23 protein-coding genes and 2 pseudogenes are annotated in these 24,659 nt (G+C 65.0%); 18 read left to right on the forward strand and 7 right to left on the reverse strand.

Annotated elements, in window-relative coordinates; translation table 11 throughout:
• Positions 1–112 precede the first annotated feature (112 nt).
• Both A5673_RS06505 and A5673_RS06510 read left to right on the forward strand, forming a co-directional pair.
• Positions 113–1,603: a molybdopterin-dependent oxidoreductase gene (locus A5673_RS06505; RefSeq protein ID WP_068228740.1), complete on the forward strand. Its 1,491-nt coding sequence runs from the start codon at positions 113–115 to the stop codon at positions 1,601–1,603.
• A gap of 1 nt (position 1,604) precedes the next feature.
• Positions 1,605–1,928, forward strand: coding sequence for a hypothetical protein (locus A5673_RS06510; RefSeq protein ID WP_068228742.1), 324 nt, complete (start codon positions 1,605–1,607; stop codon positions 1,926–1,928).
• Positions 1,929–1,936: 8 nt separating this feature from the next.
• On the opposite strand, the gene A5673_RS06515 is transcribed toward A5673_RS06510, so the two are convergent.
• Entirely contained in the window at positions 1,937–2,332 is a 396-nt protein-coding gene (locus A5673_RS06515; RefSeq protein ID WP_068228745.1) for a hypothetical protein, read from the reverse strand.
• A 329-nt stretch (positions 2,333–2,661) separates the two neighbouring features.
• Between A5673_RS06515 and A5673_RS06520 the strand changes: the two genes are divergently transcribed.
• Positions 2,662–3,873, forward strand: a complete 1,212-nt coding sequence (locus A5673_RS06520) for a PPE family protein (protein WP_068228809.1) — start codon at positions 2,662–2,664, stop codon at positions 3,871–3,873.
• A 52-nt stretch (positions 3,874–3,925) separates the two neighbouring features.
• A complete protein-coding gene (locus A5673_RS30395; RefSeq protein WP_068228748.1) occupies positions 3,926–5,311 on the forward strand; it encodes a PPE family protein in 1,386 nt (461 codons plus the stop codon).
• A 34-nt stretch (positions 5,312–5,345) separates the two neighbouring features.
• Here A5673_RS30395 and A5673_RS06530 read toward each other — a convergent pair whose 3' ends face one another.
• The gene (locus A5673_RS06530; RefSeq protein WP_255396630.1) at positions 5,346–6,368 is read right to left on the reverse strand and encodes a tellurite resistance/C4-dicarboxylate transporter family protein; all 1,023 of its coding nucleotides are present in this window, start codon (positions 6,366–6,368) and stop codon (positions 5,346–5,348) included.
• Positions 6,369–7,252: 884 nt separating this feature from the next.
• Here A5673_RS06530 and A5673_RS28900 point away from each other — a divergent pair.
• On the forward strand, positions 7,253–7,417 hold the full coding sequence (locus A5673_RS28900) for a hypothetical protein (RefSeq protein ID WP_197518309.1): 165 nt from the start codon (positions 7,253–7,255) through the stop codon (positions 7,415–7,417).
• A 71-nt stretch (positions 7,418–7,488) separates the two neighbouring features.
• On the opposite strand, the pseudogene A5673_RS06540 reads toward A5673_RS28900, so the two are convergent.
• Positions 7,489–8,885, reverse strand: a pseudogene (locus A5673_RS06540) (flavin monoamine oxidase family protein).
• Positions 8,886–9,253: 368 nt separating this feature from the next.
• Here A5673_RS06540 and kasB point away from each other — a divergent pair.
• Entirely contained in the window at positions 9,254–10,513 is a 1,260-nt protein-coding gene (gene kasB / locus A5673_RS06545; protein WP_068228815.1) for a 3-oxoacyl-ACP synthase KasB, read from the forward strand.
• On the opposite strand, the gene A5673_RS06550 is transcribed toward kasB, so the two are convergent.
• Positions 10,510–11,448, reverse strand: a complete 939-nt coding sequence (locus A5673_RS06550; RefSeq protein ID WP_068228754.1) for a nitrilase-related carbon-nitrogen hydrolase — start codon at positions 11,446–11,448, stop codon at positions 10,510–10,512. The two genes, kasB and A5673_RS06550, sit on opposite strands and share 4 nt — an antisense overlap.
• Positions 11,449–11,567: 119 nt before the next feature.
• Between A5673_RS06550 and A5673_RS06555 the strand changes: the two genes are divergently transcribed.
• The 6 genes from A5673_RS06555 (at position 11,568) to A5673_RS06580 (ending at position 17,520) form a co-directional block, all read left to right on the forward strand.
• On the forward strand, positions 11,568–12,764 hold the full coding sequence (locus A5673_RS06555) for a phosphatidylserine decarboxylase (RefSeq protein ID WP_068228757.1): 1,197 nt from the start codon (positions 11,568–11,570) through the stop codon (positions 12,762–12,764).
• Between the two features lie 63 nt (positions 12,765–12,827).
• Positions 12,828–14,192 carry a NarK/NasA family nitrate transporter gene (locus A5673_RS06560; protein ID WP_068228760.1) on the forward strand — a complete coding sequence of 455 codons (1,365 nt, stop codon included), beginning with the start codon at positions 12,828–12,830 and terminating at the stop codon, positions 14,190–14,192.
• Between the two features lie 122 nt (positions 14,193–14,314).
• Complete coding sequence (locus A5673_RS06565; RefSeq protein WP_231970907.1) at positions 14,315–14,728, forward strand: DUF421 domain-containing protein; 414 nt, start codon at positions 14,315–14,317, stop codon at positions 14,726–14,728.
• Between the two features lie 139 nt (positions 14,729–14,867).
• Positions 14,868–15,533, forward strand: a complete 666-nt coding sequence (locus A5673_RS06570) for a GAF and ANTAR domain-containing protein (protein ID WP_068228766.1) — start codon at positions 14,868–14,870, stop codon at positions 15,531–15,533.
• 52 nt (positions 15,534–15,585) lie between these two features.
• Positions 15,586–16,284 (forward strand): DUF4396 domain-containing protein, encoded by a 699-nt coding sequence (locus tag A5673_RS06575; protein ID WP_068228769.1) that lies wholly within the window; start codon positions 15,586–15,588, stop codon positions 16,282–16,284.
• A gap of 21 nt (positions 16,285–16,305) precedes the next feature.
• Positions 16,306–17,520 carry a sodium:proton antiporter gene (locus A5673_RS06580; protein WP_068228772.1) on the forward strand — a complete coding sequence of 405 codons (1,215 nt, stop codon included), beginning with the start codon at positions 16,306–16,308 and terminating at the stop codon, positions 17,518–17,520.
• 16 nt (positions 17,521–17,536) lie between these two features.
• Here A5673_RS06580 and A5673_RS06585 read toward each other — a convergent pair whose 3' ends face one another.
• Positions 17,537–18,742, reverse strand: a complete 1,206-nt coding sequence (locus A5673_RS06585; protein ID WP_068228775.1) for an amidohydrolase family protein — start codon at positions 18,740–18,742, stop codon at positions 17,537–17,539.
• Between the two features lie 81 nt (positions 18,743–18,823).
• On the reverse strand, positions 18,824–19,846 hold the full coding sequence (locus A5673_RS06590; protein ID WP_068228778.1) for a hotdog fold thioesterase: 1,023 nt from the start codon (positions 19,844–19,846) through the stop codon (positions 18,824–18,826).
• Between the two features lie 115 nt (positions 19,847–19,961).
• On the opposite strand from A5673_RS06590, the gene A5673_RS06595 reads away from it, so the two are divergent.
• The 6 genes from A5673_RS06595 to A5673_RS06615 all read left to right on the forward strand — a co-directional run bounded on the left by A5673_RS06595 (position 19,962) and on the right by A5673_RS06615 (position 24,207).
• On the forward strand, positions 19,962–20,276 hold the full coding sequence (locus tag A5673_RS06595) for a hypothetical protein (RefSeq protein WP_156747934.1): 315 nt from the start codon (positions 19,962–19,964) through the stop codon (positions 20,274–20,276).
• Positions 20,277–20,352: 76 nt separating this feature from the next.
• Positions 20,353–20,652, forward strand: a complete 300-nt coding sequence (locus tag A5673_RS06600; RefSeq protein WP_068228817.1) for a PE domain-containing protein — start codon at positions 20,353–20,355, stop codon at positions 20,650–20,652.
• Between the two features lie 15 nt (positions 20,653–20,667).
• Entirely contained in the window at positions 20,668–22,752 is a 2,085-nt protein-coding gene (locus tag A5673_RS28155) for a PPE domain-containing protein (RefSeq protein ID WP_082958573.1), read from the forward strand.
• Between the two features lie 11 nt (positions 22,753–22,763).
• A complete protein-coding gene (locus tag A5673_RS06610; protein ID WP_082958574.1) occupies positions 22,764–23,333 on the forward strand; it encodes a hypothetical protein in 570 nt (189 codons plus the stop codon).
• Positions 23,334–23,382: 49 nt separating this feature from the next.
• On the forward strand, positions 23,383–23,880 hold the full coding sequence (locus A5673_RS28160; RefSeq protein ID WP_156747936.1) for a barstar family protein: 498 nt from the start codon (positions 23,383–23,385) through the stop codon (positions 23,878–23,880).
• Positions 23,881–23,904: 24 nt separating this feature from the next.
• Entirely contained in the window at positions 23,905–24,207 is a 303-nt protein-coding gene (locus A5673_RS06615) for a hypothetical protein (RefSeq protein ID WP_068228788.1), read from the forward strand.
• A 14-nt stretch (positions 24,208–24,221) separates the two neighbouring features.
• On the opposite strand, the pseudogene A5673_RS06620 reads toward A5673_RS06615, so the two are convergent.
• Positions 24,222–24,659 (reverse strand): annotated as a pseudogene (locus A5673_RS06620) (feruloyl-CoA synthetase); the annotation flags it as partial.

Below are 24,659 nucleotides of genomic sequence, written 5' to 3' on the forward strand. Positions count from 1 at the left end.
CGCGCTGTTGCCTCAAAATAGTTGTGCAGCAGGGAGAGTCGTATCGTCGCCGTGAACTGACGCGGATCGTCCGCGACAACAATATCGGATCGACTGAACGGGAGAGTCACGGATGACAGCGCTCGATTTTCCCGCGTGGCTGCGCATCGAGCACTGGCTCAACGTGCTGTTCTTGACGTTGCTCATCCGCAGCGGCATCGAAATCCTCTCCACCCACCCCAAGTTGTACTGGCACGACGACAGCAAACCCGGAACGGAGTGGGCGCGGTTCACGCGCAAAGAGCTGCCGCGCGACAGGCTCTACGACACCCTCGACGAAGAAGAGGACTACCACCCACTGATTTCCCTGCCGGGTCACGCGAAGCTCGGGATGGGCCGGCATTGGCACTTCGTTTCGGTTATTGGCTGGATCCTGGTGGGGCTTTCGTATTACGTCCTGCTGTTCGCGACGGGCCAGTGGCACCGGTACTGGCCGTATTCCTGGTCGATCTTTCCCGAAGCGTGGAACGACATCGTCACGTACATGACGTTCAACCTCCCGCCCGTCCTGCCGGGTCAGCCCCTCGACGCCATCCAGAAGCTGACCTATGCGGGCGTCGTGTTCCTCCTCGCGCCGTTCCAGATCCTGACCGGCGCCGCGCAGTCCCCCGCCATCGAGGCGCGGTTCCCCTGGTACGTGCGAATGTGGGGCGGACGCCAATGGGCGCGCAGCCTGCATTTCCTCGGCCTGGCCGCATTTCTCGTGTTCATCGTCATCCACCTGTCGATGATTTTCTTCTGGGGCTGGGGCAAATTGACCGCGTTGATGATCTTCGGGTCCATCCACAACGTGTATTGGGCGACGGCCCTGTCCTTCGTGATCATCGGGGCGATCGTTGCCGTGCACTATGCGGCGACCCGCTGGAGCCATCGCAGTCCGCGCTCGGTGCAGCGCGTGCTCGGGGCGGTGACGAGCGGTGCCCGGCACCTGCTGTTGCGGCCCCTGAACTCGCGGCAGGACTACCCGGCGCACAAGATTTCCGAGCAGCACCGCATTAACGGCAAGCCGCCGACCAGCGTCGACTACAAGGTGATGGCCGTCCACAACTTCGCCGACTGGCGCTTGCGGGTGGGGGGCCTGGTCGAGAATCCGGTGATTCTTGACTTGCCCGCGTTGCGGTCGCTCGCCGAGCCGGAAACGCAGCGGGTGATGCACAACTGCGTGCAGGGCTGGACCAGCATCGGCGAATGGCGGGGGCTGCACCTGCGCCACCTGGTTGAACTGGTGCGGCCGCTGCCCGACGCGAAATACGTCTGCTTCCTCAGCATGCAAGACAACAGCACCGACGAACCCTCCTCGCACGGCGGCGGCCAGTTCTACGAAGTCATCGATCTCGAACTCGCCGGCAAGCCGCAGACGCTGCTGGCCTATGACATGAACGGCGTGCCGCTACCGATCAAGCACGGCGCGCCGCTGCGGTTGCGGGTGGAGACCCAGGTGGGGTTCAAGATGACGAAATGGACCAATCAGATCGAGTTCGTCAAGGATTACGCCGGCATCGGCTTCGGAACGGGCGGGTGGCGCGAGGATCGCGTCTTCTACGACAAGGACGTGGAGATCTGAAATGGCCGCACCGACAACGGAACAACTAGAGACGCGCCCGGAGTTGATCGGCCTGGATCATGCGGCTCGTCAACGGGTGCTGGAGCAGATCGCCGCGAAGGGCGGACACTGCGAGGCCTGCGGGGAAAACGATTTCGCCGTCGGCGACGCGATGTGTATGGGGTTCCTTTTCCTCGACGAGGACGCCGATGCCTACATGGTGGCGTTGACGTGTCGCAATCCCGAGTGCCCCAAGCCGCGTACCGGACTAAGGTTGCGCGCCGACGAATTCCTTTCGGAGGAACAAGCCGCTGTTGGCTTCTCGCGCCGCTCCTCGATCGCGTGACAACGAATTCAGCGCGCCAACAGGCGCCGCCGCTTTGCGGCGGGTTTCTTCTGGCGGTGCCGGCCGTTCGCGCGGGTGTCCGGGCAACCCGCCAGGTCGGGGTGAGTGAGTTTGAATCTCTCGATCAGTGGCGATAATTCGCGCAGTCCGTCGCACAACGATTGGAACCGGTGCTCGTCGCAGTCGGTAAGCGCGCCAGTCGCACTGTAGTGCGCGATGCGTGGCAGCCGGCCGGCAAGCGCCGTGCCCCACCGGACGCTCAGGTCGTAGACGTCTTCGTCGTCGAGGATGTTTCCCGTGCCGTCCCGGTCGCCGAGCTCTTTGAGTCTTTCCATCTGCTCGGTGATGAATGCGACGTCATCGTCGATGTTGACTGGCTCACGCTGCTCCGGTGACGTGGTCATCTGTTATCCATCCTTGCGCGCCGCTCACTGTCCTGTTTCGCTGGCGATTACCCAGGTCGGGTCGTGTTACACATGGCGGGAACTGTGACGCCTTGACGGGCACGCGGCGTATTGCCGCTTCGGCGCATTGGTGAACGTCGGGCGATTTCTCCGCAGCATTTTCCCAGCGATCCTTGCGAAGTTTCGCAAGTTTATCGGAGGGCGGCGCGGGAAGTCGTAGCCCTAGGAACCAGTCACCAGTTGACCGAAGCCGTGCCGAAAGCGACCAGCGGGCAGCGATTCCTGCGGCTGCGATCACGGCGGGTCCCGCGAGGAGGTGCGCGTTGGCAATCGATTTCGGCGCCTTGCCCCCGGAAATTAATTCGGCACGGATGTATACGGGTCCCGGGCCGGGATCCATGCTGGCCGCCGCGGCGGCCTGGGATGACGTGGCCGCACAGTTGTACGCGACGGCCGCGTCTTTTTCGTCGGTGGTTTCGGGGCTCGCCATCGGATGGCGGGGTCCCGCATCGGCGACAATGGCGGCCGCGGCCGCACCCTATGCGGCGTGGATGAACGCCACCGCCGGGCAGGCGGAGCAATCGGCCGGCCAGGCTCGTGCCGCGGCGGCCGCCTTCGAGACGGCATTTGCGGCAACGGTCCCGCCGGCCGCTGTGGTGGCCAATCGCACGCGGTTGCTCGCGCTGATCGCGACAAACTTTTTTGGTCAAAACACCCCGGCGATCATGGCAACTCAGGCCGAGTACGTCGAAATGTGGGCTCAGGACGCGGCCGCGATGTACGGCTACGCCGGCTCGTCGGCGACCGCGTCGCAAATGATGCCGTTCAGCCCGCCGCCCCAGACCACCAACCCAGCCGGCGCGGCGGGCCAGGCGGCCGCGGTCGCGCAGGCCACCGGCACCGGTGCCGGCGCCGGGACCCGGACGCTGCCCCAACTGATGTCCGCGGTGCCACAGTCGCTGCAAACCCTGGCGACGCCGGCTGCGTCCGCGGCGCCCGCGGCGGATCCGCCGTCGCCACTCATGGCGATCGATAGCTTCATCACCGGGCCGCTATCGCCGGCTTCGTTGTTCACCGTTCCCGGAGTTCCCTATCTGCTGGGCATCCAGAGTTATCTGACCCCTCAAGCCGGGGCAAATCTGACCAGGGCGTCTGAAAATTTCGCCAAAGCCGAAGCCAAAGCAGGCGCGAGTGGGAGCGCCGCCCGGATGGTGAGCGCACCGGTGTCCGGGGGCGTTGGCCGCGCGGGCCTCGTCGGCGGACTGTCGGTGCCGCAAGGCTGGGCGTCGGCCGCTCCACAAATCAAGACTGCCGCAATGGTGCTGCCGGACAGCGGTCTGAGCGCCGCTCCCGCGGCGCTCGCGATGGAAGACCAGGGAGGCGGAGGCCTTTTCGGCAGCATGGCCCTGTCCAGCCTCGCTGGACGTGCGGTGGCCGGAAACGGTGGTGGGGCGACCCACTCGGTGGGTATGGGCGGTGCTGCCGCCGGCGGCGAGGCCACGACAGCCAACATCTTCGTGATACCGGAGGCGGCCGAATGAGCTACAGTGCCACGACGTCCCACGCACATCCGGCGAATCAAGGGGTCTAGCAATGGATTACGGAGCCCTACCTCCCGAGATCAATTCTGTGCGTATGTATACCGGCCCGGGGGCGGGTCCGATGCTGACCGCCGCCGAGACGTGGGATGGGCTCGCCGCCGAACTGCACTCGACGGCGGACTCCTATTCCTCGGTGATCTCGGGGCTGACCACCGCGTGGCTGGGTCCCGCGTCGGCGAACATGGCGGCTGCGGCGGCGCCGTACGCGGCATGGCTGACCACCACCGCAACTCAGGCCGAGCAGACCGCCAACCAGGCCCGGGCGGCCGCGGCCGCCTATGAGACCGCGTTTGCGGCCACGGTGCCGCCGGTGGTGATCGAAGCAAACCGTGCCGAGCTGGCCTCGCTGGTGGCGACCAACGTCTTCGGTCAGAACACCGCGGCGATCGCCGCGAACGAAGCTCGCTACGGCAGCATGTGGGCCCGGGACGCCGCCGCGATGTACGGCTACGCCGCCCAGTCGGCAACGGCCTCCGCGATGACGCCGTTCGATTCGCCCGCGCAGAACACGAATCCGGCCGGTACGGCTGGTCAAACTTCCGCGGCTGCGCAGGCCATTGGGGGGTCGACGGGGACGGACACCCAGTCGGCCCTCGCAGCGCTGACGTCTTCGATGCCAAATGCGTTGCAATCCCTCGCGGCTCCGACCGCCGCGGCTCCATCGTCGCCGCTCTCTTCGCTGGCGAGCTTCCTCAGCAGCCTGAATTCGTCACCGTTGGCGAAGATCGCCGCGAATGTCGAACTGATACCGAAAGCCATTCTCCCGGCCAATGACGTGTTGATCAGTACCATCATGGGCTTGGTGATCGGCGCCCGAAGACTGGGCGACATGACGGTCGCGATCAAGGCGGCGGCGAGCAGTGCGTCGGCAGGACTGGCGTCCGGCGCCGGGTCGGCGGTGTCGGCGAGCGTGGGCCAGGCCGGATTGATCGGCGGATTGGCGGTGCCGCCGAGCTGGGCAACGGCCACCCCGGCGATCAGGACGGTCGCCGAGGTGTTGTCGGGGACGTCGGAGGGTGCGGTGCCCGCAGCGACGGTGAGCCAGGGAACCTTCTTCAGCGGAATGGCTTTGGCGGGCATGGCCGGCGCCGCCCTCGGTGCGGCACTTCCACGAACCGGACCCGGCTCCAGGCCGCCCAAGGGGCGCGGCGGCGGCGACAAAGACCGCACAGATCTCAAAGACGGCGGTTCCCCGGAGAATCTGCAACGCGTCGTGGCGGACATGGCGGAGAACCCGGACGCCGTGCAGCATTGGCACACCGATCCCGACCACCTCGACGGTTTGCTGGCGGAATTGCGGAAGAAGCCCGGCATCCACGCGGTGCACGTGAAGGGCGGTAAGGGCACGGTTGCGCTACCGCGGTCGGAGTCGGTTTAGCGCCGCAACGAAGGCAATGGAGGAACGCGGCCCATCACGATTCATCCCGCGTAGTGCCCGACGAGCCAATCGCTCTGATCGCCTGTGGAATCCGCATCAGACCTGCGACGGCGACGATCAGCCACACCACCATCGCGATCCAGAAAAAAACCAGTGCAACGGTTTGCAGCGATCGCGCCTGGATCTCGTCGGCCATCCGGTAGGTGGCGACCGAATACATGCCGAGCGGGAAAACCAGCGTCCACCACGCGCCCGTGAATCGCAACAGCCTCGGTCGCTCTTCGACGCGGTGCAGCCCGAAGTAAATCAAGGGAGGTATCCAAAGGGATGCCACCACCCAGGCCCCCACCGTGACGGCATGCACGCTCGATGCGAGCCCGCCGCGGGCCTGCTGGTGGATATTGTGGCCGGCCACGACTGCGATGGCCAGGGAACCCATCAGGATCCAGGTGTCGGGTTCGAATCCATCGCGGTCGAGGCGCTCGGCGGTTGCGCGCCACACCATCAGCGCCGCCAGCACGGCATAGATGGCCAATGCCAAGACCCAGATCGCGGCCGCTGCGATAAGCCATTGGTGGAGGCCGGTATTGGCCGCCAGCTGGGCCGCCACGATCGCCAATCCCGATGTGGCGACGCTCGCGAGCAGCCACGCGCCGTGGACTTCGTCGCGCAGCTCAGTCAATCCGCTCTTTGACAGGTTGCGGACACTGGTTGGCGCAAGGACCAGCCAGGCCAGGCCCGCGATTGAGCCAAGCACCGGAAGCATGAGCGGATGACCGGATGCGATTCGGTTACACAGGACCGCGCACGCGGCGACAAATGTGAACAGTGCCATGGTGACCTGGGGGTCCTTCATGTCCCATGGCACGACCCGTCGCTTGGTGACCGTGACGATCACCGCGATGACGACAAGGACGATCAACGCCAGCGAGGCAACGATGCCGAGCGCGACGCTGACCCGGTGGTAGTGATGATTCTTGGCGGCGACCGACAAGATGCCGGTGGCCATCACCGCCGCAAACGAGTCCGGCGAAATCTCAAGCGAATTGCTGCTCAATGTCGGCCCTTGGACGTTTTACCTCAACCCGGATCAGATACCCGAAATATCGACGCCAAACCTCCAAATCACCTGTTCCGCATCGCCGCAGCCCACTGGACCGGGTGTCGAGCTTGTGCTATGAATAATTCAAAGATCGATCTGTCTTCAGATGCCAGGGCAGGTACACGTCGCGGCTTCGACACCGCGTGATCCGGAGTGTTGCCTTGGCAGAGTTACGACTTTTCTTCCTTCCTTCCGTGGCTGCGGAGGGTCAGTGCGTGACGTCGCGCGTGGACTCCCTGACGCGCCGGCCCGTTCGGCAGCACAGGCCGTGGCGCAGTCGAGGCTCCTAGCGATTCAACGTGGTTGCGGCGAGGCTCAGGCGAAGATCCTGGTGCCGAGCGCAATTCAGCGGTCGCTATCTCCCCGCACAACGGATCCAAGGAAGTGAGACGGCTATGCATTGGACTGATGTCGTCGAGTTCGAGAGAAAATTGTCGCTGTTGCCGGGCCAACGGTTCGCGGTCGTCAACGGGCCCCCCGATTATGCGCCGGTTGGCTTTCCGATCACCGATGGGCCAGAGCCCGATTCGGCCGGCGCGGTCATCGGGTTTGCGGCGTGCCGCGGGGACTTGGGCCTACTCGAGGCGGTTTATGCTGCCGCGCGGGAAGCTCGGGTGGCTTGGGTGACCTACCCGAAGCCGGGCCGCATGGCAACCGACTTGCACCGAGACTGGTTGGCCCGAACCGTCCGCCAATACGGCGTTGAGGCGGTCACGCACGTCTCGATCGACGAGATTTGGTCGGCCTTGCTGCTGCGACCGGCTCCGGCCGATTTCAGCGCCGCAGATCTTGACGACGCCTGGCCCGGTAGCTCTCGCGGTGGGTGATGGGGGGTCACTGTGTTGGTAAGACCCACCGAAGAATTGCGCTCCTCGTATGGAGCGCAGGTCGCCGGGCTGAATGCCCAGCTGGCTGAAATGTGCGAAATGGCCGGCCGCGCGTTGGGTTTCGCCACGCAACCATTGGTGCTGGTCGACCTCGCCTGGCGCAACGGGTGGTTGTGACTCATCGCGCCATCGTGGCGACGAGCGTGCACGCAAAAAGAACGGCGTTGTTGCCGGCCTGGCGCACGCGGCTAGGTGGTCGGAACAATCATGTCGGCGTGCGGTTGGCGGGTTACGCCGAGGCTGTACGCGACCTCGCTTGCGGCACGGTGTCCGGATTCGACGGCGCCATCCATGTAGCCGGTCCAACGTCGCGCCGTCTCGGTGCCGGACCAGTGCAGCGGTCCGATGGGTGCGCGCAGGGCGGCGCCGAACCGGGCAAGCGTCGAGGGCGCGGTGAAAGCGCCATAGCATCCACCGGTGTATTCCTCGGCGACCCAGTCGTGTTCGATGTAATCGATCGGCTCTGCGGCCTTGGGCCCAAAGAAAGCAACCAGGTCGTCGACCACTTGCCGTCGGTGCTCCCGCCGGGAAATGCGGCTGGCGCCGTCGGCGTGCCGTCCTTCGCGGAAGGCGACGAGGACGCCAGGGCGTCCCTGCATCGGAGTGTTGTCGAAGACCGAGCTCACCGCGCGCCAATCACTGTTGGCCTGACCGCTGAAACCGGCTCGGCGCCAGAACGGTTCGTCGTAGATAACGTTCGTCTTCAGCACGTGTCCCATCGGCATGCGTTGGGTCAGTTGCGCCCGCTCCGGCGGTAAGGGCGGGGTGTAATGTATCCGCCCGCTCAGCATCGGCGGCACCGCAATGATGGCTCGGCGCGCCGAAATCACGCCCAAATCCGAAGTTTTCGCGCGGACGGCACCCTCGTGCCAACTCACGTTGGTTACCGGGCAACCCAACCGGACGGCATCGCCGAGCTTTTCGGCGAGTCGGATGGCGATCAGTTGCGAGCCGCCGGCGATCCGGTCTTGCTGGGCACCCCCTTCGGTGTTGATCAGCATTGCCGCTCCGCCGGCGGCAGCGACATAAGAACATGCCCAGAAGGCCGAAATATCCTCGGGCTCGGCGGCAAAAATGGTTTCGGTGATGAGCCGCATGCAGTTGCGTCCCTGCCGCGTGCGTACATGTCGGTTGATCCAGGAAGCGAACGTCTGCTTGTCGAGTGCGGCCATGCGCGGGTTCGCCGTCGTATCGAATGGCGCCAATTGGCGTGCCGTACGGTCAAGGCGCCACAGCGCGTAGCCGATGTCGCCCAAAAGTGCGGGGCTCAGCCGCGGGAAGCGTCCGCTGTAGTGGACGATCCGACCACCGAGGTCGAGCAGGTGGCGCCCGTGGTGATAAGTGGGAAAGAGCGAAAGCCCAGCTCCCCGACGAGCTCGCGAACTCGCAGCTGTCCGGGAGCCACCCATTGACCTCCGACCTCGATCGCTCCGCCCCCCGGGAGCGTTGCGTTGAGCAGGCGGCCGCCGACGCGGTCGCGAGCTTCCAGCACTACCACCCGTTGGCCGCAGCCAAGAAGATGACGGGCGGCCGTCAGGCCGGCAAGCCCCGCACCCACGATCACCACGTCGACATCGTTCGTCATCGTCCTCCCTCCGGCCCGTCAAAGGCGTCGATGAATCCCGGCTCAGTGCCGAACCCCTTGTGCAGTCAACCGAATGCCCGAATGCCGCCGGGAGAAACGCCTCAGCCTTCCTCGCGTGCCGGTTCAACACGGCCTGGGTGATCAGATCCGATAAGCGAACCATCGGCCACCAAGCGAATTGTCAATTGGCCCATTTGGTGGCGTGGCATTCGAAAGTTTATGCGAGACAGAAGTGTTGATGACTTTAATTGCGGCGGAAGGCCCTTCGGGATCGTGAGCCCACCGCGAAGGTGTGTTTTGATGATTGACGGGTGGGTAGGAGTCGCCTTGAATCGTTACTGGGAATGAGGGAAGGGTTCTCAAAGATGATGGCTCCGTTGGCTACCGGAAATAGTCTCCCCAATGTGGTCGTCACCGGTATTGCGATGACGACCGCGCTCGCCGCTGACACCGAGACGGCATGGAGGTTGCTGCTCGATTGTCAAAGTGGCATCCGTGAGCTCGATGACCCGTTCGTCGAGGAGTTCGGGCTCCCGGTTCGCATCGGCGGCCACCTGCGGGAGGAGTTCGACGGCCAGCTGACGCCAGTGGAGCTGCGCCGCATGGGCTACCTGCAGAGGATGTCCACAGTCCTGAGCCGCCGGGCGTGGGAGAACGCCGGGTCGCCCGAGGTCGACCCTGACCGGCTGCTGGTGTCCGTCGGCACCGGTCTGGGCTCGGCAGAGGAAATGGTATTCAGCTACGACGACATGCGCGCTCGTGGGGGCCGCGCGGTCTCACCGCTGGGCGTGCAGAAGTACATGCCCAACGGCGCCGCCGCGGCGATCGCCCTGGATCGGCATGCGAAGGCGGGGGTGTTCACCACGGTGTCGGCGTGCGCGTCGGGTTCGGAGGGCATCGCCCAGGCGTGGCGCAACATCGTGTTCGGCGAGGCCGACATCGCCATCTGCGGCGGCGTGGAGACCAAGATCGAGGCCGTGCCGATCGCCGCGTTCGCGAAAATGCGCATCGTGATGTCCACCAAGAACGACGACCCGGAGGGCGCCTGCCGCCCCTTCGACCGCGACCGCGACGGCTTCGTGTTCGGCGAGGCCGGCGCGCTGATGGTGATCGAGACCGAGGAGCACGCCAAGGCCCGCGGCGCCCCGATCCTGGCTCGCTTGATGGGGGCCAGCATCACCTCCGACGGCTACCACATGGTGGCCCCGAATCCCAACGGCGAGCGGGCCGCGCACGCGATGACCCGCGCCATCCAGCTGGCGGGTTTGGCGCCGGGCGACATCGACCACGTCAACGCGCATGCCACCGGCACGTCGGTGGGCGATCTGGCGGAGGCCAAGGCCATCAACAACGCGCTGGGACCGCACGGCGGCAACGCGGCGGTGTATGCCCCCAAGGCCGCGCTGGGTCACTCGGTGGGCGCGGTCGGCGCGGTGGAGTCGATCCTGACCGTGTTGGCGCTGCGCGACCAGGTGGTTCCGCCGACCCTGAACCTGGAGAACCTCGATCCGGAGATCGATTTGGACGTGGTGGCGGGCAAGCCGCGCCCGGGCGACTACAAGTACGCGATCAACAACTCGTTCGGGTTCGGCGGCCACAACGTCGCCATCGTATTCGGACGGTATTAGTCGACCAGCGCGTCGTAGCTGTCGGGCCGGCGCAGGTCCAACAGGGGAAAGGCGTTGAGCCAGTCCCGCCTTTGGTCCAGATCGAGGTCGGCGATCAGAAGCGCCTCTTCGTTGCGTGGCGCGCGAAGGAGAAGCCTGCCATAGGGATCGGAGATGAACGACGATCCGTAGAAGTTGATCGTGCCCTCGTCGCCGGTGCGGTTGGGCACCACCATGAACAGCCCGTTGGCGATACCGTTGCCCACGATGACCTTTCGCCAACGGGGTTCGCTGTCGAATTGCGGAAACGACGGTTCGGAGCCGATCGCGCTGGGATAGACGACGATCTCGGCGCCACGAAGCGAGTATGTCCGGGCCACTTCGGGAAACCATTGATCCCAGCACGTTGGCAGCCCCAACCGGGCACCGAGGCCCGACGGCTCATGCACCGGATAGGGGTCGCCGTCTAGGGGACCCGGCCGGAAATAACCGCGCTCGCGGTAACCCTCAGAGTTGGGAACGTGCATCTTGCGCACCCGCGCCACCAGCTCGCCGTCGGGAGATACCAAAATTGCGGCGTTATAGCCGAGCCCGTCGTTACGGCCCCGCTCCGGTGCCGCTTTCTCATACAGCGAGGCGTGCACGAAAACCCGGTTGGCCCGGGCGCTTTCAGCAGCGAAGGCGAACGTGGGCCCGCTGCGAAGGTCTTCCGCTCCGGCAGCGGGAGTGGAGGGGGGCGACGTGTCGCCGGGATACCGGCTCAGCGTCAGCTCGGGCAGAAAAACGGCGCGCGCCCCAGCGGCGGCGGCCCTGGCGATTGCATCGCCGAGGACGCTGGTGAGCTCCGTACGGTCCGGGCGCCACCGATGCTGAACCACACCGATCCGCAGCGGTGGGCGGCGGGAGGTTTCGGTACGCGTCGGCGATTCCGGCGCGTCCGCGGTGAGCGTGATCATCAGGCCTGACTACCCATGGGCGGCGCGTGCAATCGGGAAGCCCGACCGATTACCTCCATCGTTCGTGGGTACGACTTCTTGGGTCCGGCACCGAGAGAGCACACGCGAGGAAAGATCAGATGAGCAATCCGAATGCGACCGTTCAAGAACTGCGCAACCTCTTCGAAAGAGAGCCGGGGCTCGCGCAAGCCCTGGAGCGATCGCTGGTCCAGGCCCGCAAATCGGCCGAGGCCGAATTGCGGCCGGAGTTGTTCGAGGCGCTCGAGTGGCCCATCGACATCGATCAATACGCGGACTACATCAAGCGCTTCATCCGGTGGGTGCCCCGCCAGTCCGACGCAAAGGCATGGCAGGAGCTGGAGCCGGAGGAAAGACAGGCCAAGGAGGTCAGCGACCGGACCGCGCACTTCTTCTTCTTGGTCGATCAAGAGGTCGAAGGTGGTGCGCCGCAGGACTCGGTGGCTTTTCGCGGTTGGATGACGGATTTCTCGCGCCGGTGGGGCAGCTTCTTGGACACTACGGCGTCGTTCAGCCAGGAAACCCTGCAATCCTTCATCGATTACGCGCCGGAGTATCGGGTCCATGAGTCGCTGATCGACGGGAGGCCGAACATGCCCAGCGGTTGGTTGACGTTCAACCAGTTCTTCGGCCGCGAATTGAACGGCGGGCTGCGCCCGATTTCCGAGCCGACTAGCAATCTCGTGGTGACCTCGCCCGCCGATTGCGTTTTTCAACACGCATACGACATCGACGGCGACTCGAACATCCCGCCGGTAACCCTCAAGTCAGTGAAGACCTTTGGCAATGTGAAGCAGCTCCTCGAGGGCAGCGCATACAGCGAAAGCTTCGCGGGCGGGACATTCGTTCATTACATGCTGAAACCCTCGTCATACCACCGGTACCACCTGCCCGTGTCGGGGGAGATCAAGGAGGCCTTCAACGTCAGCGGCCAGGTATTCATGCAGGTGTCCCTCGAGGGTCACGAATTCAAATCCAGCGATAGCGCGACCACCGGCTACGAGTTTTTCCAAAACAGGGGTGTCGTCACGATCGACACGTCGGCGTCCGACTCCGATGACATCGGCGTTGTCGCGGTCATCCCCGTGGGAATGGCGCACGTGTCCTCGGTGATTCTCACCGCAGTCAAAGGCACGCACATGGCCAAGGGCGACGAGTTCGGCTACTTCCAGTTCGGCGGCTCCGACATCATCATCCTTTTTCAGGAGGGCGTCGATCCGCAGATCGACACCGGCGAGCACTATCGGCTCTTCGGCACGCCGGTAGCGCGGGCAAGCTCACAACGTATTGCTAGATAAGTCACAGCGAATCTTTCGGCGGGTGACCGTTTGTGGCGCCCTCGCGCGGGCAGGCGAATAGCCATGGCGCGCTCTCACGACATCGTCGACTGGAACCCGGAAAACGAGGAAGCCTGGGAGTCGGGCAACAAAGCCGTGGCCCAGCGGAACATGATCTGGTCAATCGCGACGGACCATGTCGCATTTGGGGTCTGGTCGCTGTGGTCGGTGCTGGTCCTGTTCATGCCGGAATCGGTTTACGGCTTTTCGGCGAGCGACAAGTTCCTGCTGGTGGCGGTCAACACGCTGGTGGGTGCGCTGATGCGCATTCCCTACACGGCGGCAATAGGCATTTTCGGCGGCCGCAATTTCACGGTGGTCTCGACCGCCGTGCTGTTGATCCCCGCAGGCGGCACGATCGCGCTGTTGGCGAATCCCGGCCTGCCGCTGTGGCCATACCTGGTGTGTGCGGCGCTGACCGGATTGGGCGGCGGCAATTTCTCCGCGTCGATGACCAATGTGAACGCCTTTTACCCGCAGCGGCTCAAGGGCTGGGCTCTGGGCCTCAACGCCGGCGGCGGCAACATCGGCGTGCCGGCGATCCAGCTGGTCGGCCTGCTGGTGATTGCGGTGGCGGGTCACCGGCAGCCGTACTGGGTGTCCGGGCTCTACATGGTGCTGCTGACGATCACCAGCATCGGTGCTTTTGTGTACATGGACAACATCAAGGAGTATCGAGTCAATTTCGCCGCCATGCGGAAGATGATCGGACAGTCGGACTCCTGGTTGCTCTCACTGCTCTATGTGGGCACGTTCGGTTCCTTCATCGGGTTCGCGTTCGCGCTTAGCCAGGTGCTCCACATGAAGTTCACCGAAGCCGGGCAGAGCTCGGCGCAGGCATCGCTGCACGCCGCCCAAATCGCCTTTGTGGGGCCTCTTTTGGGCTCGCTGGCCCGCATCTTCGGTGGCAAACTGGCCGACCGTGTCGGCGGCGGCCGGGTGACGCTCGCCGTCTTCGGCGGCATGATCCTCGCCGCCGGATTGCTCGTGTTTGCCAGCACCCTCGAGGACAACAACGGCGGCCGTTTCACCACCACGTCGATCATCACCTACATCGTCGGTTTCGTCTTCCTGTTCCTTTTCGCCGGGGCGGGCAACGGATCGATCTACAAGATGATCCCTTCGGTGTTCGAGGCACGTAGCCGATCGCTGGATCTCGGTGAGGACGACCGCAAGCAGTGGTCGAAAAACGTTGGGGGAGCGATGGTCGGGTTTGCCGACTCGGTCGGCGCGTTCGGCGGCTTCGCGATCGACATCGCGCTGCGGCAGTCGTATCTGATGGCTCACACGGAGACCCCCGCATTGTGGATCTTCCTCGGCTGCTACATCGGTTTCGCCGTTCTGACCTGGGCCGTGTATGTTCGCCGGCCGGTCACGGATCGGGGATAGGCTGAGCTCAACGGCAAGAAGACACGCTCGGGTGGAACGGGGTGGTTGGGATGAAGGACCTCTTACTGGAGCTGGTTGACGGGTGGCGGCCGGCGGCCTACGCCGCCGTCAAGGCCCTCGCGTTGTTCGTCACCGCCGCAACGGCTTTCCGGCTCACCCTCCGGCGCACCATCGCCGAATTCACGCCGTTCGACTGGGTCACCGCCGTGGCGGTCGGCGCCATCGTCGGCCGCACCGCGACGGCCGCCGATACCTCGTGGCTCACGGGAGCGGCCGCGCTACTGGCGCTGATCGCCGCGCATGACGTCGTTGCGCGCCTGCGGTTCATCCCGTGGGTGCGCCGGCTCGTTGACCCACCGGTGCGGGTCCTCGTCCGCGACGGAGAACTCGATGAAAGGAACTTGAAACGTTGCCGACTGACGCACGAGGATCTCGACGCGATTCTGCGCCAGCACGGCCAGCAAACCCCACGCGACGTTCGCCTAGCGCTCTTTGAGACCAAAGGTGTGGTCTCCGTGTTCGCCGGTTCCAAATAAGACCCACCCCAGGCATGCGCGGTTCCGGGGTCAAGCCGCTTCCTTGCCGCCAAACACATGACATGGTAAACAATTGTCTAGGGAAATTGTTTTAGGACCGGCGGTGACCTCACGAAACGAACTGCTTCGGCTTACTGAGATGGTTCGGGACCTCCAGCGGGAGGCGCCCGCTGACGAGCGCACCCTGGAAAGCCTCGTCCGAAGCGCCGCCGAAACGGTGCCCGGCGCGCAATATGCCGGCATCACGATCACCGGCCCGAGCCACCTCGAGACGCCCTCGGCGACGGGCCGATACCCGGCCGTGCTGGATGGGATTCAGCGACAGGAAGGCGAAGGACCGTGTCTGTCGGCCGCGTGGGAACAGCACACCATCCGGATCGATGACCTCGCTGCCGATGCCCGGTGGCCTCGGTACCGTCGTGAAGCACTGCGGCAGACACCGATCCGTTCGGTCCTGTCGTTTCGGCTGTTCTCTTCCAAGCGCAGCGCGGGCGCACTCAACTTCTACGCCGACCAAACCCACGTGTTCGACAGCGAATCTCTGGAAGTGGGGCTGACTTTCGCCACCCACCTGGCACTCGCATGGAATATTTCGCAGCGCGACAAGCAATTTCGCAGCGCGCTCGTGTCCCGCGACATCATCGGCCAAGCCAAAGGCATGGTGATGGAACGGTTCGGCATCGATGCGGTCGAGGCATTCGAGCTGCTCAAGAAGCTTTCGCAGCAGTCGAACACGCCGGTCGCCGAGCTCGCCCAGCGATTGGTCGGCTCGCATCGTCTGGCGCGCAAACGACGCGCGCATTGAGGAAATGCCCCGATGCCTGCGTCAGCCCCGCGATCGTGGGTAGTACGTCACTATGACTGTCCCGCCACCCTGGTTGACCGCTGTCTCGTGGGCCGCTTTGGCGTTGGGCTTCGCCTCGGCGGTCGTAATCCTGTTCGATATCTTCGTCCGCCGCTATCGGCAACGCATGGGCATCATGGAGGCCGTCTGGCCGGTCACCGCGCTCTACTTCGGCCCGGTGGCCGTATGGATGTATTGGCGCTACGGCCGTCCGAGCAGCCCGCGGTGGCTACGCGAGCGCCAGCTTGACCAGCCGCCCGACAAGCCGGACTGGGCCACTACCGCCATCGGAGTCAGTCACTGCGGAGCAGGATGCACCCTGGGCGACATCATCGCCGAATTCGCGGTATTCGCAATAGGCTTGGAGCTTCTTGGTCGCGCTCTGTTACCCGAATACATCGGCGACTATGCCGCCGCGCTGGCGCTGGGCATCTTGTTTCAGTATTTTGCGATTGCCCCGATGCGTGGATTGAGCTTCCGGAAAGGAATCGTGGCGGCGGCGAAGGCCGATGTATTGTCGCTTACCGCATTCGAAGTCGGTCTGTTCGGCTGGATGGCCGTGATGGCGTTCGTGCTCTTTCCCGCCCCGCCTTTGCACCCCGACACCGCCACCTACTGGTTCCTGATGCAGATCGGGATGATCATCGGGTTCGCGACGGCCTGGCCCGCTAACGTCTGGCTGATCCGGCGGGGCATCAAGGAAGCGATGTAACGGCCCGAGCTGGGAGTCGCAGTGAGTCTGGTGCTGGCTTTTGGCGTGGTGCTGCTGATCAGCGTGTCGCTGTCCGGGATCGCTGCCCGCACGGTGCTGTCGAGCGCCCTGATGTTCCTGGTCGCCGGCGCGCTACTCGGTCCGGGGATTCTCGGTATCGACAGCATCAGGCCGCACGACCCGATCGTCAACGTACTGGCCGACGTGGCGTTGTTCACCGTCCTGTTTACCGACGGCCAACGCGCCAATGTGAAAGAGCTACGCGAGAATTGGTCGTTGTCCGGGCGCGCGCTGGGCGTGGGAATGCCACTGACAATGGTGGGGATCGCGGTGCCCGCGCACCTCCTTGCCGGGTTGAACTGGCCGACCGCATTTCTGCTGGGCGCCGTCTTGTCCCCCACCGACCCCGTGTTCGCGGCGGCCATCGTCGGACGCTCCGACATACCGGAGGCGTTACGCCGTCTCCTCAACGTGGAATCCGGCTTGAACGACGGGTTGGCTCTGCCCTTTGTCGTGATATTCCTGGCCACTGTGCAGGGTGCAGGATCCGATGTCTTGCGTGTCGGCGGCGAACTGGTGCTGGGGCTGGGATTCGGCATCGGGGTCGCGGTGGCCGTGGCGTTGGCTTGGCGGGCCAAAATATTGACCGCCGAGCCACACCTGCAACCCCTCGGACCGCTCGCCATCGGGCTGGTGGTCTACGCGTGCTGCCACCTGACGGGCGCCAACCCGTACCTGGCGGCGTTTGCCGCCGGGTCGGCGCTCGCCACCCTCGACAACGTCGCCGCTGAGCGATTTCAACGTTTTGGCGATTTGCTGTCGGAAGTCACCAAGTTCGCCGCACTCATGGTCTTCGGTGCGTTGATCACACCCGCTCGCTTGTCCGCATTGAGTTGGCGTGACTGGGCTTTGGCCGTTCTCGTCATCGCACTGATCCGGCCGGCCGCACTGCTGTTGTCGCTACTGCGTACCCGCCTTCCGATGCGCCAGCGAGCGACCGCGGCGTGGTTTGGCCCCAAAGGCTTCGCCTCGGTGGTCTACGGGTTGTTGGTGCTGCAGGCGGGAATAGGCGACGGTGAGCTGGTTTTCAATGTCGTCGCGGTAACCATCGCCTTGTCGATCGTGCTGCACTCATCCACGGACGTGCCGATAGCCAAGGTCTTGCGCGTCGAACCGCCCGACGACCTGCCGGGCAGCGGCGACGAGTCGCGGGCCGAGGAGAGGTCCGCGGCTTAGTTGTTGTAAACCGCGCTCAGGCGGAGACGGGCTTCTTCGCGGGCTCGGAGACCTTCATCAGCTTCATCAGGTTGCCGCCCATGATCTTTGCGACGTCCTCCGCGCTGAAGTCGGTGAGCTCGTCGACGAAGGAGATCGGGTCTTTGAGGCCCTCGGGGTGCGGCCAGTCCGAGCCGAAGAGCACCCGGTCGGTGCCCACCATCTTGACGATCTCGGTGAACCGGTCCTCCCAGAACGGGGTGATGTAGACGCAGCGCTTGAACGCCTCGATCGGGTCCTCGCTGAACGACTGCGGCATCTTCTTGTAGACGCCCTTGAGGCCCTTGAAGAGGTCCGGCACCCAGTCGGCGCCGTTCTCGATGGACAGGATCCGCAGCTCCGGGTTGCGGGACAGCGCGCCGTGGCACACCAGCGCACCCATCGCGTCCAGGATCGGCCGGTGGCCCATCGCGAAGCTGCGGAAGGCGGTCGGCTTGAACGGAAGGAACTCGTCGCCGGGCTCCCACACGTTCGCGAATTCCGAGTAACCGCTGTCCGACGCGTGCATCGAGACCGGGAGCTCGGCCTTGATGCAGGCCTGCCAGAACGGGTCGAACTCCTCGAGGCCGAACGAGCGGCTGCCCTTGAAGCCGGGCACCGGCGCCGGCCGGACCAGCACCGTCCGGGCACCGCGCTCCAGGACCCACTCCAGTTCCTCGAGGGCACGCTCGACGATGGGCAAGGTGATGACCGGGGTGGCGAAGATGCGGTCCTTGTAGTTGAACGACCACTGCTCATACATCCACTCGTTGAGGGCGTGGATGACGTCGTGGGTCATCTCCGGGTCGTCCTTCATGCGCTCTTCGACCAGGCTGGCCAGGGTCGGGAACATCAGCGCGTAGTCGATGCCGAGCTCGTCCATCACCTCCAGCCGCGCGCCCGGTTCGCGGAAGGCGGGGATGGCCTTCATGGGCTCGCCCAGGATCTCGCGGTAGCTCTTGCCCTGCGCGCCGTGGCGGAAGTAGTCCTCCTGGGCGCCCGGCTTGGCGACCTTCTCGAAGGTCGGGTTGGGGATGTACTCGCTGATGTGGCCGCGGACCACGATCTTGGTGCGACCGCGCACCTGCACGTAGTCGATGACGTTCTTGCGCTTCTCGGGGAGGTACTTGGTGAGCGCCTCCTGCGGCTCGTACATGTGGTTGTCGGCGTCGAACACGGGGAAGGAAAGTTCGCGAGACGGCATGGCGATCTCCTCGGGCGAAGTCTTGGGTTCTCGGTAGGTGGTAATGACGTTACCACTTTTGCGCGACGGGTTGTAGTGGGCCTAATCGTCGGCGCGCAGGCCGGTCGGCGTCGGTCCGTTGATGATCGCGAAGTTCACCGTCGCGGTGGCGGCGAGCTCGTCGCCGTCGCCGTAGATGTCGACCTGCATGACCATCGCCCGGCGACCGGATCGGAGCATCCGCGGCACGGCGCGCGCGGCGCCCTGCTTGATGGGCCGCAGGTAGCGGACGAAGAGGTCGGCGGTCGTCATGGTGGTGTCGGGCCGCAGGTATTCCAGCCCGAACTGTCCCCCCGCCACGTCGACCAGCGTGGCGATCAGCCCGCCCTGCAGCGCGCCGGACGTGTTGGTGACGTGCGGGCTGACGGGCATCGTCATCGCGAATTCGCCGTTGTGGAGGCCCGGTCGCATGCCGATCTGGGCGAACAGCTCGCCCAGCGAGGGCGTCGGCGACTCGTCGGTGTCGCGGATCCCGAGCGCGCGGCTGCAGAAGTCGTATAGCTGCCCGACGTCGATGGGTGTGCTGATCAATTCCGCGCCGAGCCAATGCAATCGCTGCGCACCCATGATCGTCTGCATGACAATCGCGGCCGCGGCCCCGACATCGAGGCCGGGGTTGAAGACGCCCTCCGTGATGCCCTGCCCGATGATGTCGCGGATCAGTTGGTGCATGGGGGAGAGCACGCGGGCGTATTCGCGGGGACGCGTCTCGGCCAGATGCTGGTTGTACAGGCTCAACGCCCGGTTCAGGCTGTCCTGGGTGCTGGATTCCGGTTGCTGACTCATGCGGTCGATCACCAGCTTCAGCGCGGCGGTGCTGTCGAGCCCTTTGATTTCGTCACGCCAGGCCTGCGCCGAATGCGCGATGGTCCTGTCGAAGAGCGCCAGCAGCAGCTCGTCCTTGCTGCCGAAGTGCTGGTAAAAGGCCCGAAGCGAGGTCTTGGAGCGCGCGACGACCTCCTGGACGGTGAAGTCGGTGCGGCCGGTTTCACCCAGGATCGCGACGGCCGTCTTGATGAAGCGGTCGCCGCGCGTCACTTCGGCTTCCTCGATCGGTTCAGCCATGAGAATGAGGTTACCGCGTGTGGCGCGATATGCGTGCAGCCAGGACGCCGTGGCCGCGGCGCGAAAACACACATTTGCGTCGGGTCACGGCGGGCCGCCGCTACCGTCGCAAGCCGTGAACACTAGTGCTGGTCCGATCGAGGTATGGCTGCGCCAGGAGGACGACGAGGTCATTTGCACGGTCGTCGACCCCGACGAAAGCACCTACGAGCTGGACGTGGATGCGCTGTCGATGCGCGGGGCGCAACGTGAGATGACCGGCTACTTCATCGACCAAGACTACGAGCCCGTGGGCGAGTGGCACGTCGAGGTTAACGGCGCCGACGGCCCCGTGGAGACGGTGCGCAGGTTCAGGCCGACCGGGGCTCAAGGCCAGGGCTACGACGATGCGGTCGACGCGCTCGACGTCGCTGATGACCTGCTGCCGTGACGCCGACTGAAGTGCTGCGTTCATGGCCGCGGGATACGATTGGTCGATATTCGCCTGTGGGGTGGAGGTAGCGGCGATGGTGTTCGCGATGGAGCCGGCCGAGGTGGGGGCTGCGGCGGCGGCCCAGGCGGAGTTGGCTGCGCAGACGGGTGCTGGTGCGACTGCGGGCGCGCCCACGTTATTGGGAGTTCTGCCGATGGGCGCCGATGCTGATTCGGCGGCCTTCGCCGCGGCGTTGGCCGCGGTGGGTGCGGCCTATGTGGCGAGTGCTGCCGAGCATGCGGCCCAGCGCGGGTTGTTTGCGGAGGCCCAGTCGTTGGCGGGGGCGACCACGGTGGCCAGTGAGGCGATCCGCGCGGCGGCCATGTCGCTGTAGCGGTGAGGGGTTCGGGTGGCGCATCCGTGGCCGAGCTTTAGCCCGGAGGCCAACTACACGGCGTTGATGTCGGGATCTGGTCCAGCGTCCACGCTGGCTTATTCGGAGGCGCTGAGCGCCGAGGCGGCGAATCTGCAGACGATCGCCGCGAGCTCGACGGTGACCGGCGCGGCAACCTACGGCGCCAGTTGGCGGGGGACGGGTGCGGCGGCCTCGGCAACGTCGCAGACCGCGATGGACACCCGGCACGAGCTGTTGGCCGCGGCGTTGTTGGAGAAGGTGCCGCATGTGGCGGCGGCGGCCGCTGCTCATCAGACGGCGCTGGCGTCGATGGTGACCGCGGAGCAGGCGGTGGCCAATCGGATGGAAGAGGCCGCCGATCAGCAGATCAATTTGACCGTGCTGGGTGCGCTGAGCCCGCGGATCGCGGCGTTGAATGTGGAGTATTACGGGCACATGTGGCCGCGCAATGCGGCCGCGGGCGCGGCCTATGGGGCGGCGTTGCGGGCGAGTACGGCGGCGCTCATGGTTCCGTTCCCGCCGGCGGTGGCGGGGGCGTCCGCGGCGGCGCCGGCTGTGGCTGCGGCAGGGTTGGCCGAAAACGCGGCGATGAGTGCGGCCGGGGCGACGATGCAGGCCGGCGAGCAGGCCGTCCAAGCGGCGATCGCCCCGGCCGCGGCCGTGTCGCAGGCGGCCGCCGCGACGCACCGCGCAGCGCCGATGGCGGCCGCCCACAACGCTGCCCAACCGAAGGCTCCCCAATCCCCGACGGGCATGTTCGCCAGGCCGCCGCAGGCCGCGGTTCCTGGCGCGCCGAACGTGGCGGCACCGGGCGGCCAGGGGCTGACGCCTGCCCAGTTTGACCAGGCGTTGGCCGCGCGGGCCGAAACCCTCAGTCCGCCAACGGGATCGGCGCCGGGGCCGAGTCCGGTCGGCAGTTACCCGGGTGCGGGGTTGACCAGCTTCGTTCGGCCTCCCGGTGACGGTTTCACCCCACCACCCGCCGAGCAGATCGGCGGCGCGCGGCCCGGCATGCTCAATGCAGCGACGCTGCCGGGCCCGGTCGCGACCGCCCCCCTGACCACCAGCTCGCCGACGACGGCCGCGCAGCCGCTTGCCTACGTCCATCCCGAACCGCCACGGCCCACCGTCAGCGCCTCACCGCCACCGCCTAAGTGGGACCTCGGCGACAGTGCCCAGACGCTGAAACCGCCACCGCAGCCACCCCAACCACCGCCACCGCTACCGCCGAGCCCGGAGCCAGCTGCACCGCAAAGCGGCCCGCCCGGACCGCCTCCCAATAGCGAAGGCCCTGGCGCGCCCGGTGGCCCCGGCGCACAGATGCTCGGCACCGGGCCGGGCGAAATGCCGCAGGCGCCACCCACCCCGATGCCGCTTGCCCCGACGCCACCCGTTCCGCCGCCTCCCCCGCCGTCACCGGGCGAGCCGCCGCTGCGGCCCCCACCTACTCCTTCGTGGGCCAACCCGCCCGTACCAAAGTCGGTCGAGGCAGCGCAAAGGGCATACGAGCAGTTGATCAAAGACATCGAGCGTCACAATTCTTGGCGGCCCGACCCGACCAATTTGGATGCGGTGAACGCCTACAACCAAGAAGCCTGGACGTACAACTCGTGGAAGTCGCAGCTCGAAAGGCAATTGAATTCGGCGGACACGCATTACACGCCCGGCAAAGAGGCCATGCGCACGGACATACCATCCTGGACGCAGCCGGCGCCAGAACAGCCGCAGCACACCCCAAGTGGTCAGCAACCCGGTGCTACAAGTCCGAGCCTTGCCGACCAGGCTGCGGAAATTGGCAGGGAGGTTGCGGCTATTCCGAAGGGATCCGGCCAACTTCAGTCCTTGGCGGATAAGGTGACTTCCCTGCATCTTGATCAGGAGCAGGCCGCGGAGGCAACTGAGATTGCCGCGCAGACCGCGTTCGGTGAAACCGCGGGAATTGCCAACCGGCCCGATGGAACAAAGGTGATATTACCCGCGAGGCTCGACCAGGGGGTAGCAATGATCGTACGCGCCGACGGCTCGGTTACGGTGTTTAAGGGCGACCTCGCACAATTCTTGCCCCACCTAGGTAAGTGAAGGGATGCGCTGTGAATACCGTCTCGGCTCCCGCGATTGTTGAGTTCGAGGTCTATCTGCTCATGACGATGAAGCTGAGGATCTCAATGTCGCGTAAGCAAGCTCAACTGGAAGCCAAACTAGCCGAACAGGGCCTCTCCATCGACGATGCGGAACGTATACACGGGCGAATAGCCGAAGCCCTTGGCGATGAAGCCACTTTCTTCGCAAATATGAAGAAGCTATTGGGCATCCTGGACCAGGGCGCTCTATCGCTGGAATACGGCAGCATATTGTGGCCCGGATTCGACTTCAAGGCCGTCTCCGGTGCGGGCGGACAACTCGAGTCGGCGCGGTACTGGCATAAGACCCGCGGCCAAGACCGCGTCGGTTCCCCGATCGAACTGCCCATTTGGAGCATGGACGTCACCGAATTCCTGGACGCATTCGGACCTATGCGGCGTGGCCGCCATTGGGCCTTGTCCGATAAATTCCTGCCTGCCTACGAAGAGTATGAATTTCCCTGGGAAGGGGAGAGTTACGGAGCTGGCTTCAGCTGGGGGCTGTTCATGTTTGCGGCTAAGTCGTGGCCTGAGGATTGAAACCTTGCATTAAGTAATGAACCGGACTCGTTAGCGGAGGCGCACGACCGTGAACTTGGACGAATTCGTCTCAGGTGCTGCAGGGCATGACGCGTGCGTTGGGATACACGCGCCGATACCGTCGCCGCTGGTGCCTCCGCTCCGCGTGGAACTTCGTACGGTCGACGCGGCGCACATGCGAACGCTCAATACTCTCTACGACGTCTTCGCCGAAGCGTGGCACTTCCCGCCTTGGTTCGGACGCAATATGGACGCATTTAACGATTTTATGCGCGACTTGGATAACATGATCAACACCGCCGAAGGTAAACCACCCGCACCCGGCTACTTGACCGAGGTAACGGATGCGCACTTGCTTCTCATTGATGAACCCAAAGCTTTTTCTTGGTTCGCCAACGCCATGCCCTTCTATAAGAATTACTACCGTGACGAACTCAGCCCACCGGCCGCCTTCGGCTTGTTGCTTTCCGCTCCGACCAGTGAACTCGACGGAGTTCGCCGACGGTGGCAAACCGCCGGCGTTCCCGTCGTGACCGTTACTGTCTGAACACAGTCGGTGAGGAACCGCGCTATGGACGTCGACGAAGGTTCCCGCGATCGCGTCGGGTACCTCCGGCAACTCGCCCTTGGTTCGCTGGACAACTACAGCGGTAGATTCGCCGCACTCGAACGGGTGGATCGCGACCTGAAGTCCTTAATTCGATCTCTCGAAGAAGTCGGGTATAGATCTTGGACCGGGTCCTTGCTCCGACTGTGGGGTCAGCTCGAGATCGCCTACGCATCAGCGCTTGCTGAAGGCCGTTGCTATTTGACTCAGGACGAAGAGATACGCGTGCAGGAGATCGCCGCTGCCCTCCGCGCCAGCCTCGAGTAGCTGCCTTGGGGTCGTCAGCCGCCCCGGGCCTCGATCATCGCCGAGCGATTGACCTTCGTCGCCGCGGTGCGCGGGATCGCGTCGACAAACTCGACGGTCTTCGGCGCCTTGTAGTGCGCGAGCCGGCCCTTGGCGTACTCGATCACCTGCTCTTCGCTCAACGAAGCGCCGTCCGCGAGCTGCACCACGGCGTGCACGCGGCGGCCCCATTGCGCGTCGGCAATCCCGATGACGACGACGTCGGCGATGCCGGGGTGGCCCGCCAGCGCCGACTCCACCTCCGCCGGAAAGACATTGGCGCCGCCGGTGACGATCATGTCGACGCGCCGGTCGACGATGTAGAGGTAGCCGTCCTCGTCGAGGTAGCCGATGTCGCCGGCGGAACGGAAGCCGTCATCGGTCGTCGGCAGCGGCGCCGCCCCGCCGAGATAGCGCGATCCCGCGGCCATCGG

The sequence above is a fragment of the Mycobacterium sp. E3198 genome, from assembly GCF_001667015.1.
Classification (GTDB): domain Bacteria; phylum Actinomycetota; class Actinomycetes; order Mycobacteriales; family Mycobacteriaceae; genus Mycobacterium.